Below are 11,657 nucleotides of genomic sequence, written 5' to 3'. Positions count from 1 at the left end.
AGCAGTACATTAATAAGCACAAGAATAAAGCAAAAACTATGCCAATATGGTTTTTATTACTTAAGTGTTTATATTTCTTAAAAATAGATCGATTTTATTCAGGTTATCATTTTAATAAATGACTAAATATGCACCACACTTGATCAAAAAGTGTATATATCTCTTATTAATGCACTATATTTGTGCAAATTATTCTTATCGTTAGTTCCCTCTTGTGCCCTCATTTATGGCATTTTTTGGAGAAGCTTCAGTTGCACGATTTTGTTGAGTCCTTTTAGCAGTATCAGCTGCAGAATTAGACTGGTGTACATCTACAACATTTCCTTCAGCATCTCGACGAATAATAGTTGTCCGAGTTGTAGAGTTTGTTGCTGGGGCAACCGTTTTAGGTTGTGTACTTACAGCCCCATTTACACCTGCGCCCATAAGCAAAGATTCATCTATTTTAGGCAATGGAGCTGGACGTAAACGTACTTCATAAGTTTGGCTAATTCCACCTTTCATTTCATCCGCACCCAAGTCATTGACTAAAGGTACATAAGTTGAAAATTGTTGTGGTTGCGGCTTAATTGATTCAGGTAAATCAAGATTCAGTTGTGTTAACTGCTGAATCGCATCTTCAGAACGTTTAAATACACCATATGTCAAAACATATTGTTCAGATTGCTTATCTCCACTTAAGCGGAAATAAATAAATTTATTTCGGTCTGAACGACTCTTTAAAAAGTTTTTAATAATATCTTCATCAGATGCACGGAACAGCTCAAGCGTCCACTGTTTCTTATTTTCGTTAATAAATTTTGTACCACGGAATTCTGCTTCATGTTGACCAGATACAACAGTCCGCGTCGTTAAATCAAGAGGCCTAACTTCATCAGCCAAAGCCCCTAAGTTAGCCGTTGTTGCCACTTTTTCTGGCTGAATTTGTACTGGTGTTTCTGAATCGGCTGCTTTTTCTACTTCGACAAGCTTTTTACTATCAGTCATTACCCAGAAAAGAAAAGCCAGAAACAAGCAGACGATACCACCCACCAACCAGATATATTGTTGAACATTCTGCCAAAGTGTACGTGATACAGTCATGTGTTACCTTAATTTATTATCCGTGTTGATTTGCCAAAATAGCTTGTTTCATGAGTTCAACATCAAAGTCTTTAGTAATTACCGCTTGTCCAAGTTGCTTTAACAACACTAAGCGTAATTGACCATTGAGGACTTTTTTATCATGTGCCATATATCCAAGGAATTCATCCAATGGAATTTTTGGACATGATATCGGCAAATTAGCGCGTTGAATAATTTTTTTTGTACGCTCTACATCATCGCTTGAAATCCAGCCTAAACGCTGTGATAAATCAGCTGCCATCACCATACCGGTAGCCACCGCTTCGCCGTGCAACCAAGTACCGTAACCAAGGTAAGATTCAATCGCATGACCAAACGTATGACCTAGGTTGAGCAAAGCTCTCTCGCCTTGCTCTTTTTCATCGTTTGCAACAATACGGGCTTTATGAGCGCATGAACGATAAACAGCTTCTGCTAAAAGATGAGCATCTCGTCCAATCAACCCATCCATATTCTGTTCTAACCAAACTAGAAAATCAGCGTCGCCTAACAAAGCATATTTAATAACTTCCGATAATCCAGCAGACAACTCTCGATCAGGCAAAGTGTTAAGTTGAGCCATATCAGCCAAAACAACTTGAGGCTGCTGAAATGCGCCAAGCATATTTTTACCCAGTGGATGATTAATTCCAGTTTTACCACCTACACTTGAATCTACTTGTGAAAGAAGTGTGGTCGGAACCTGAACAAAATATACACCACGCTGGAAACACGCTGAGGCAAAGCCAGCCATATCACCAATAACACCGCCACCTAAAGCCAGAACCGTACAATCTCGGTTAAAACCAGCTTCAAGTAATGCATCAAAAATTAAATTTAAATGTTGAATATCTTTATATTTTTCACCATCCGGCAAAATACAAGTCGCTACCGTTTTACCTAAACTTTTTAACGCTTCTTGATAGTGAGATAAATATAAAGGAGCTACCGTTTCGTTACTTACAATCATGACCTGTTGACCATGAATATAAGGCTCAAGCAACTGCTTAGGATCAAGTTGACTGCCAATAAAAATAGGGTAACGGCGTTCGCCTAATTCAACATGTAAAGTTTGCATGAGTTTATTAAACCACGAGTAAGTTTGGCTATTTTAGCGTGTTAGACAAAATAAGTTGCAAAATCTTTTGAGCAAGATCGCGTGCAGCACCCTGATTGGTTTCAATCGTGTAATGAGCAACTTCACGATATAAAGGATCACGTATTTTTAACAAATCTCGTAATTTTTGTTCAGGGTTTTCAACTTGTAATAGAGGTCTGTTTTTATCACGATAAGTTCGTTGTAATTGTAGTTCCACGGGAGTGTAAAGATAAACAACTATACCGCGCTGTTTTAGAAACTCACGATTAGGGGCTTGAGTAATCGCACCTCCCCCTGTGGCTAAGACCAGAGCCTTACGGGAAGTCAACTCATTCAACACGATGGTTTCACGAGCACGAAATCCGAATTCCCCTTCTTTTTCAAAAATCCAAGGAATAGTAGCGCCTGTTTTGCGTTCAATTTCATGATCACTATCTAGAAATTCACGCCCTAATATTTCGGCTAAATGACGTCCAACGGTTGTTTTTCCTGCCCCCATGGGCCCTACCAAATAAATATTTGGCAGGGTTTCAAACGCTTTGCTTGGCAAGGCGCCACCTATTTCAATTGCTTTCATTAAAAAATATATTAATGATTTCTCACCAAAGTGTCATTAACAATTCGTGGCGTAACGAAAATCAGTAACTCTTGTTTATCATCAGATTTCACATCTTTTCTAAATAAATGCCCAAGTACAGGAATATCACCAAAGAAAGGAACCTTGGTTTGTGAGTTAGATGTGGTCTGCTCAAACACCCCTCCTAAAATGACTGTTTCACCGTTATTGACCAATACATTAGTGTTAATCTGATTTTTATTTAAAATTAACTCTCCATTAGGTGCAGCCCCCGCAACAGAATCTTTTGAAATATCTAATTTCATTTGAATTTTACCGTCAGGTGTAATACTTGGAGTAACATCTAAACTTAAAAGTGCATCTTTAAATGATGTGCTTGCCGTTGAACCCGCAGCAGAATTAGTCGTGGTTTGATAAGGAACTTGTTGACCAGTTGCAACTTTCGCCGATTGTTTATCTGCTGTCATCACTTTAGGCGTAGAAATAACCTCACCATAGCCATCGGCTTGTAATGCAGAAAGTTCAAGATCAAGCATAAAATCAGACATACTAATCAAACCAAAGGCAATACTTCCAGCCGGATTGGTTACACCTAAATCGACATTCAAGTTATCTGGACGTTCAATCGTATATTTATAGCCACCCGTGTTACTGTCTTTTTCTGGCTTTCGCAAATTCCATAAGGTTGTTTCACTACCACCAACCAGTAAGTTATTATTATTGGTAATCCCTTGGGATAATATGCCCCATTTAACACCAAGTTCTTTGGTGAAAGATGTAGATGCTCTAACGATACGCGCCTCAACCATGACCTGTTTAACTTGCACATCCAATAAATCAATCATTTTACGGATTTGATCAATCGACTGAGCCGTATCATTAATAATTAAGGTATTGGTACGATCATCTTGAGTAATCGTTCCACGCGGACTTAATAAACTTCCTACGTTATTACCCAAACTATCAACACCCGTATTTAAATTAGTAGATGTTGAGGTTCCACCACCAGAAGTTCGTTGTAAACCATTGCTATTATTTGAGCCTTGAGTAATTAAGCTCATAATATCCTGAGCTCGCGCATATTTAAGTTGAATATATTCAGTTTGTAATGGGGCCAGTTTGACACTCTGTGCGACAGCTTTTGCTTCTTCTTCTTCAGCCTTAATCAATTCTGTAACAGGAGCAATCCAAATGACGTTACCATTTCTGCGTTTATCCAGATTTTTAGTCTTTAAAATAATATCAAGCGCCTGATCCCACGGAACATCTTTTAAGCGCAAAGTAATATTACCCTGAACACTATCGGCAGCCACCATATTAATGCCCGTAAAGTCGGCAAGTAACTGTAGAACTCTACGAACTTCAATATCTTGAAAATCGAGCGAAAGTTTATTCCCAGAATAATTTGGCGTCTTATATAAAGAAGTTACATTTTTATCCTGAGGACGCTTTAAGCTAATGGTCAATTTATTTTCCGCTTGATAAGCCATATATTCATAGCTACCAGTGGATTGAATCGTAATAACGCCATTGCCTTTTTCGTTATAAGACTCGATTGTTGAAACAGGAGTCGCAAAATCATTTACATTTAAGCGTTTAGCTAAATGTGTAGGAATTTTAGAGCCTAATGTTCTTACTACAACTTTACTGCCTTGCTGTTGCACATCAACAGGCGTATTACTGCCCAATAAATCAATAACAATCAGTCCTTCGCCTTGACCACCGCGTTGAAAGCCAATATTTGAAACACCTTGGGGTTGTATCGTACTTGTTGGTAAAGGTTTAATCGTAGCTTGAGCTGAATTAATCTTTAAAATAAAAGTATTGCCTTCAATGCGTGTTGTGAACGCACCTGCTTCTTTTAAATTTACAGTTAAACGTGAGCGCTGGTCGTCAGAGCTTACATCGACTGAGCTTGCTTCATTTGTACCAATTGCCACTTTTGACTGCGTTAAAGTCTGTTGAGCTTTATTAAAATCCAAAATCAAACGTGAAGGATTTTCAAGTTGATATGCCTGTGGTTGCGGCGGCAAACCATTAAACATAACTCTAATTTCCGTACCCTGACCTGCAATTTGTGTCGGTACAATATTGGTCATGCTGACCTGTGCAGATGCAACCTGCATAAGTGCAATGGTTACAGCCCCCATAGAAAACTGACGGAATACGTGATTCATTGTCTGACCATCCCCAATTAAATAATCTTTAAAAATACTTTTTCTTTGTTATTCCCTAAATTTTAGGGTGCGGGCCCAATTAACACTAAGGTTCTTGGTCTCTCCACATAGCCTTCACGCCCATCAGGGACAATTTCTACTAAATCAATCTGGGTTGGACCAATATGGGTAATACGCCCTTGATTCATCCCGATATAGTTCCCCACCTGTACTCGCTCAATTTGCTGGTCAGGTGATTGGATAAGAGCCAGCACTTGCCCACGGTTGTTACGTATGCTTCCTTTCATGTTTAAGGATTCTAATGCATAACTTTCTAGTGGCTGAGGTGCACGTGAGAAATTCGGATATACCCGTTTTCCTGCCATAATTTTGAGCTCAGCAGCAAGTGAGCTTGGTAAAAATGGACTCTTTAGCTGATGAGCCGCATAGTTAAATTGTGGCACAGGCGTAAAAACAGGTGCTGGATCTATCGGCTGTGGTGGCTGATTACGTATATTGGCCATTTGCTGATTTACAGCGTCAATCCTCGAGTCACATCCAACTAAAACTAAACATGCCAAAATAGAAAGAGAAATTTGCTTAAGTTTCATTGTAATGCTCCTATTTCGACTGTGTATTAGCAGTAGAGGAAACAGGTGCTACTGAGGCCGAAGCGTTATTTTCCGGATGTTCAGCATTTTCTACAGCGCCCATATAGCGATAAGTTTTTGCTTTAATAGAATAATTAAGTACAGGAATATCTGACTTGCTATCTTTAACAGGTGCAGCTTCTACAACAAAGTCATGCATTGTCACAATACGTGGTAATGCCGCAATACTACTAACAAAAGCACCAAAAGCGTGATAATCGCCAGTTGCTTCCATCGTAATAGGTTGTTCAATAAAAATTTCCTGCTTCACTTCATCTTCTAAACGGATATTTTTAAACTTCAGACCAGAGTTCACTCCAGTTAAGTTGATATCTTCAACCAAGCTTGGAATTTCGGTTTCTTTTGGCAATTGTTCTAATTGCTGATTAAAGTTTGCTTGCATGTCTTGAAGTTGAAGCTGATATTGCTGCAAATTACGTAATTTTGAATCTTTTTCTCGAAATTCATTTAACAAATTACTTTCTTGCGCTTGTGCATTATCAATCGCTTGTAGCTTTGGCTGAATAACAACAAAATAGCCCAAAGCCAACACAGCAAAGAAAATAAAAATCCAGCACGTAATTTTCACAGATATTGGCCAGCTGCCATAACTGTTCATATCTAGTGTGTTAAATTGCTGAAGAAATTTCTCTAAAGTAATCTGTTTTTTCTTAGATGGAGCTTGCTCTAACGACAACTCATGAAGTTCATCCGGACTCATTTAACCGCCCCCTTATCCGTACTTACAGACGTATTGGCGGTATCATCTGTTGTAGTCACCCCCACTTCGCCCAAATCAACAGTCACAACAAAACTTCCATAACTATCTTCCACTCTAGGAAGTAGTGAACTCGCGGTTTTATCTTTTTTCTCTTCAGTCGCTAAAAAAGAGTTCATAAAAGCGTTGCGATACCATGGTGATGCTTCGAGATTGCGCAATAACTCTGCAACCGTATTTGGACTTTCTGCTTTACCTTCAATGGTAAATTTATCCCCAGTTCGGCTAAATTTAGTTAAATACATCGCTGCCGGAGTCACCCGTACCAATTCATCTACCAAACGCACGACAACAGGACGCTGACTTTGCAGTCCCTGAATAAGTTTCATACGTTCGATAATGGCGTCGCGCTGTTCTTGCAAACCATTTAAAGTTTTAAGCTGCTGATCTAGCCCCTGATTTGTACTGGTGATGAGTTGATTAGCTTGTTCTTGATCATTTAATTTTTGATTCAAATAAAACCACCCAGAAAATACAGTGGTGATCCCCAAAACAACGACCCCAAAACATAAAATAATAAATTGTTTTTTACGTTGCTCCCTAAGCTCATCACGCCAAGGGAGTAAATTAATTGTTGCCATTAATCAAAACCCCTTAAAGCCAAGCCACACGCCACCATTAATGATGAGGCATCATTTTCAATTTTTTGAATGTCGACTTGAGGAGAAAAACCCATTTGTAAAAACGGATTGGCAATGGTCACACGGTAACCAAGTTTTTGCTGCAATAATTTGGCAAGCCCAGGAATATTGGCATTCCCGCCCGCTAGTAAAATATGGTCTATTTCATTGAACTGTGAGGAAGAGAAGAAAAATTGTAGAGATCTGGCTGCTTGCTGCACGACCGCATCTAAAAATGGCTCTAAAACTTCGATGTCATAGTCATCTGGTAAAGAGCGCTCTTTTTTAGCTCGTCCTGCTTCTTCTAAAGACAAACCATAACGACTTTGAATTTCCAAAGTAAGCTGTTTGCCACCAAAGACTTGTTCACGGGTATAAATGATTTTGCCATTTTGCATAACCGATAATGTGGTCATGGTATGGCCGATATCTAAAATACCAATAGTATTTGCACCCATGGGCAAACTATCAGCAAATACACTAAAAGCACGCTCGACAGCATAACTTTCGACATCAGCAAGCTTAGGCGTTAAATCCACCAGTTCCAGTACTTCTACTCGTGTTTCAACATTTTCTGTTCGTGTTGCCACTAAAAGAACATTTACACGATTTGGATTAGGCAGTCGATCTGGTAAAACCTCAAAATCCAGACTCACTTCATCCAAAGGGAACGGTATATACTGCTCCGCATCTAATCGAATCTGAACTTCTCGTTCATCATCATTCATATCCGCATCCATTTCGATGGTTTTATGAATAACCGTCGATGTTGGAACAGCAATTGCAGTGTTACTGGTTTGGGGATTTGCTAAATTCATCGCCCGCTCCAAAGCTTCTGCAACTGCCTCTGGATTCAAGATATTTTTCTCAACTACACTGTTCTCGGGTAAAGGCATCAAAGCATAGCTTTCCACCCAATATTTACCGTTCTTAACAGAGAGCTCTAACAACTTAACAGAAGTCGAACTAATATCGACACCCATTAACCCCTTATTCGGTTTACGATATAACCTGAGCACACTATTGTCCTATTATTTTTTTATCCCCAAAAAAAATTACAAACCAATAATCTAGGTCTTTATTTTTACACGGATACAATATCTCATCTAACAATCCGCATGTCTAAAGGCTATACTGACCACAATTAGTTTGTATTCGATCTTATTAAAGCTTACTTATCATGAAAAAGCTATCCAGTTTGGGCTTCGTGCGTCCAATTTTTTTGATCATTATTATTATCTTAGTCTCACTTCCGATGGGCTTTTATGGCATGTATCTCTATATCGCCCCATCGCTCCCCGAAATGAGTTCACTAAAGAAAGCTCCGCTTTTAAAACCACTACAGGTCTACACATCAGATAATCAACTGATTGCAGAGTATGGTGGTAAGCTTTCTATTCCGGTTGAATACAAACAAATTCCTCCTGCTTTTATTCATGCATTTTTAGCAGCAGAAGACTCTTCTTTCTTTGAACATAGCGGGATCAGTTTTAAAGGTTTAGGGCGTGCTTTAAGTGAAAGTGTGACTGGTTCTGATGTGCAAACTGGTGGTTCAACCATTACCATGCAGGTTGCCAAGAACTATTATTTGAGCCCAGAAAGAACATTAAAACGTAAAATAACCGAAATCTTTTTGGCTCGAAAAATTGAGCAGAATTTAACTAAAGAAGAAATTCTCAGTCTTTATGTGAACAAAATCTTCTTAGGAAAAAATGCCTACGGTATCGCAGCAGCAGCCAAAATTTATTACAACAAAAGCATTAATGAGCTCAGCATTGCTCAAATGGCAATGATTGCAGGTTTGCCAAAAGCACCGTCTAAATACAATCCTGTGGTTAATCCTGAACGTGCACTTGAACGCCGTAACTGGATTTTAGGTCGTATGTTACAGCTGGGTTATATCTCTCAAGCAGAATATCAAAAAGCTGTAGCTGAACCGATCAACCTCAATATGCCCAATCGGGAACTAAATAATATTCACCCGTATGCAGGCGAAATGGTTCGTTCAGAACTAGTCAAGCATTTTGGCGAACAAGCAATTGACTCGGGTTATAAAGTCTATACAACCATCAATGCTAAACGCCAAGCGATTGCAGAAAAATCTGTGCAAGATGGCCTTGAAGCTTATGACCGTCGTCATGGCTGGCGCGGTGCAGAAGCGCACGACAAACCATTAAGTGAATTTAGAGCATATGCCAACACCTATCCTGCACAAGTCACTAAGGTAAATAGCAGCTCTTTTGACGCATTAATGCAAGATGGCACAACAGTTACTGTACAGTGGTCAGGTATGTCATGGGCCCGTCCCTATCGCAATGCAAATAGTGTAGGTGGTGCCCCTTCCCGTGCCTCTCAAATTGTTAAAGTTAAAGATATTGTTCGTTTACGTCCAAATGATGCAAAAACAGCATGGTCTTTAGTTCAGGTTCCAAAAGTTCAAGGTCAACTTATTGCAATTAACCCAAATGATGGTTCAATTGAAGCAATTGTAGGTGGTTATAATTTCTATCAATCGAAATTTAACCGTGCCTTGCAAGGCTGGCGCCAACCAGGTTCTACAATTAAGCCTTTCCTCTATGCTTTAGCATTAGAAAGAGGTATGACACCGTATAGCATGGTGAATGATAGCCCAATTACGATTGGCAAATGGACACCGCGAAACTCTGATGGGCGTTACTTAGGTATGATCCCATTACGTCGTGCTTTATATTTGTCTCGTAATACCGTATCAGTAAGACTTCTACAAACTGTAGGGATTGAACGTACTCGCCAATTATTTATGGATTTTGGTTTACAAGAAGATCAAATTCCACGTAACTACACCATTGCCTTAGGTACTCCTCAAGTATTGCCAATTCAAATGGCAACTGGTTATGCAACATTTGCAAATGGCGGTTACCGCGTGCAACCGCATTTCATTCAACGTATTGAAGATGCTTATGGCAAAGTCATTTATGAAGCCAAACCAGAATATGCATGCATTCCATGTATTAATGCACCTGACACAACAGATGATGAGCAAAAAACTACAACGACTGATGATGAAGTCATCGAAGTTACGAATAAAGACGTAGAGCAGAAGGAAAAGGCCGCTCAGCAGCTCAATCTTAAACAGACTGATAAAAACAACAGTCAATATCGCCAAGCTCAACGTATCTTAAAATCAAGCTCTGCTTACGATATGGCGAACATCTTGCGTGATGTAATTGAGCATGGTACAGGTCGTGCTGCGCTTAAAATTGGCCGTAGTGATTTAGGTGGTAAAACAGGTACTACGAATGATGCAAAAGATGCATGGTTTGCAGGCTTTAACGGCAAGTTAGTGACTGTAGCATGGGTTGGATTTGACCAACCGACTACGCTTGGCCGCCGTGAATATGGTGGTATTGCAGCATTACCGATCTGGATTAACTTTATGGGTCAAGCATTGCAAGGTACGCCAGCAGCGTGGGTTCGTTTAGATAAAGATGCTCAAGGCCCTATTTCTCGTGACAAACAACAAACCGTTACTGAAGTAGGCGATAAGAAAACTTATCGTGCGGCTCCACCATTAGCGCGTCCGCTCTATCGCCCAGCACCTCCGCAACCAAAACTGAGTAATGACAATGACTTCTCTGATTTACCGGGTGAAGAAATTATTATTCCATCTAAGGCTGCGCCTCCTACCATGCGACCTTCACAGGAAACCGCACCGAAGCGAGAAAAAGATGAACTAGAAAATCTGATTAATCAGATTGAATAGCAAAAAAAGAAGCCATCTGATGATGGCTTCTTTTTTTTGCGCTCTTAAAAACAGATCATCAGATGGCTTCTTTTTTGCGCTCTTAAAAATAGGTCGTTAAATGGTTTCTTTTGTGCGTTTCTGAAAGACATAAATTTGAAAAGATGCCGTTACTTCTAATTGTGACTGCTGCTCTAACTGCGAACGGCGCTCAGGAGAAGCTTTATACGCATAAGGCGTCATAGCAATCAGATTTTTTAAGGCCTGTTGATCAAGCACAAAGGGTGCATTAATAATTTGCTCTTGCCTGAGTTCAAACAAATCTTGTAACTGCTCTACAAACTTTTCTGGTGTGTGAGGGTTAACCTGCTCAAATAAAGCCTCACGCATTGCATACAAATGTTCAGAGGCTGGCGTGACGACAATTAAATAGCCTTCATTTTTTAAAACACGTGCAATTTCTGCTTGTGGAATTGGGCTGAACAGACTGGTACATGCATCCATGCTTTGATTAAGCACAGGTAAAGTCGCTCCTGTTCCCACAACCCAAGTTACTTCAGCATTAAGCTTTGCTGCACGCTGTACTGCATTTTTTGCGATATCAACACCGACACATTGCTTAACGACTTGCTGCATGGCACTTGTGTAATAGCCTTCGCCACACCCAATATCAAGTACAGTTTTTACGCCTAGCTGTTTTAACAAAGCGACTACAGCATGTTGTAAAGGCTGATAATACCCCCCTTGTAAGAAAGCTCGTCGCGCGTCGACTGACTCTGGTGTGTCTCCAGGATTTTTACTATGTTTATGCTGCACAACATGTAAGTTCACATAACCTTGTTTAGCGACATCATAACTATGTCCTTTTTCGCATCGCCAAGTTTTATCCATTAGATCTAAAGGCTGACGGCAAACAGGACACATCAATACGCTCATGTTTTTCTCTCAATAA

General features: G+C 39.7%; 10 protein-coding genes. 1 reads left to right on the top strand and 9 read right to left on the bottom strand.

The genetic code is table 11. From position 1 onward, the window contains the following. Positions 1 to 201: 201 nt before the first annotated feature. The 8 genes from ACINWC141_RS13425 to ACINWC141_RS13390 all read right to left on the bottom strand — a co-directional run bounded on the left by ACINWC141_RS13425 (position 202) and on the right by ACINWC141_RS13390 (position 8,003). Complete coding sequence (locus ACINWC141_RS13425; protein WP_009391930.1) at positions 202 to 1,083, bottom strand: hypothetical protein; 882 nt, start codon at positions 1,081 to 1,083, stop codon at positions 202 to 204. A 16-nt stretch (positions 1,084 to 1,099) separates the two neighbouring features. Then, positions 1,100 to 2,182, bottom strand: coding sequence for a 3-dehydroquinate synthase (gene aroB / locus ACINWC141_RS13420; protein WP_009391922.1), 1,083 nt, complete (start codon positions 2,180 to 2,182; stop codon positions 1,100 to 1,102). A gap of 28 nt (positions 2,183 to 2,210) precedes the next feature. After that, a complete protein-coding gene (gene aroK / locus ACINWC141_RS13415) occupies positions 2,211 to 2,780 on the bottom strand; it encodes a shikimate kinase AroK (RefSeq protein WP_004789808.1) in 570 nt (189 codons plus the stop codon). An 11-nt stretch (positions 2,781 to 2,791) separates the two neighbouring features. Next, positions 2,792 to 4,957, bottom strand: a complete 2,166-nt coding sequence (locus ACINWC141_RS13410; RefSeq protein ID WP_009392009.1) for a type IV pilus secretin PilQ — start codon at positions 4,955 to 4,957, stop codon at positions 2,792 to 2,794. A gap of 62 nt (positions 4,958 to 5,019) precedes the next feature. Next, positions 5,020 to 5,547: a pilus assembly protein PilP gene (locus ACINWC141_RS13405; protein WP_009391937.1), complete on the bottom strand. Its 528-nt coding sequence runs from the start codon at positions 5,545 to 5,547 to the stop codon at positions 5,020 to 5,022. Between the two features lie 10 nt (positions 5,548 to 5,557). Beyond that, positions 5,558 to 6,307 (bottom strand): type IV pilus inner membrane component PilO, encoded by a 750-nt coding sequence (locus ACINWC141_RS13400; RefSeq protein WP_009391992.1) that lies wholly within the window; start codon positions 6,305 to 6,307, stop codon positions 5,558 to 5,560. Next, positions 6,304 to 6,945 carry a PilN domain-containing protein gene (locus ACINWC141_RS13395; protein ID WP_009392006.1) on the bottom strand — a complete coding sequence of 214 codons (642 nt, stop codon included), beginning with the start codon at positions 6,943 to 6,945 and terminating at the stop codon, positions 6,304 to 6,306. The genes ACINWC141_RS13400 and ACINWC141_RS13395 overlap by 4 nt, the downstream gene beginning before the upstream one ends. Beyond that, positions 6,945 to 8,003, bottom strand: coding sequence for a pilus assembly protein PilM (locus ACINWC141_RS13390; RefSeq protein ID WP_034678635.1), 1,059 nt, complete (start codon positions 8,001 to 8,003; stop codon positions 6,945 to 6,947). The genes ACINWC141_RS13395 and ACINWC141_RS13390 overlap by 1 nt, the downstream gene beginning before the upstream one ends. A 161-nt stretch (positions 8,004 to 8,164) precedes the next feature. On the opposite strand from ACINWC141_RS13390, the gene ponA reads away from it, so the two are divergent. After that, positions 8,165 to 10,726, top strand: a complete 2,562-nt coding sequence (ponA, locus tag ACINWC141_RS13385) for a penicillin-binding protein PBP1a (RefSeq protein ID WP_034678633.1) — start codon at positions 8,165 to 8,167, stop codon at positions 10,724 to 10,726. Positions 10,727 to 10,822: 96 nt separating this feature from the next. On the opposite strand, the gene ACINWC141_RS13380 is transcribed toward ponA, so the two are convergent. Continuing rightward, positions 10,823 to 11,641 carry a putative RNA methyltransferase gene (locus ACINWC141_RS13380; protein WP_009391970.1) on the bottom strand — a complete coding sequence of 273 codons (819 nt, stop codon included), beginning with the start codon at positions 11,639 to 11,641 and terminating at the stop codon, positions 10,823 to 10,825. Positions 11,642 to 11,657 lie beyond the last annotated feature (16 nt).

This window comes from Acinetobacter sp. WC-141 (genome assembly GCF_000313935.1).
Classification (GTDB): domain Bacteria; phylum Pseudomonadota; class Gammaproteobacteria; order Pseudomonadales; family Moraxellaceae; genus Acinetobacter.
Note: the sequence above shows the minus strand (reverse complement) of the source record. Positions and strands in the feature narration are given on the sequence as shown.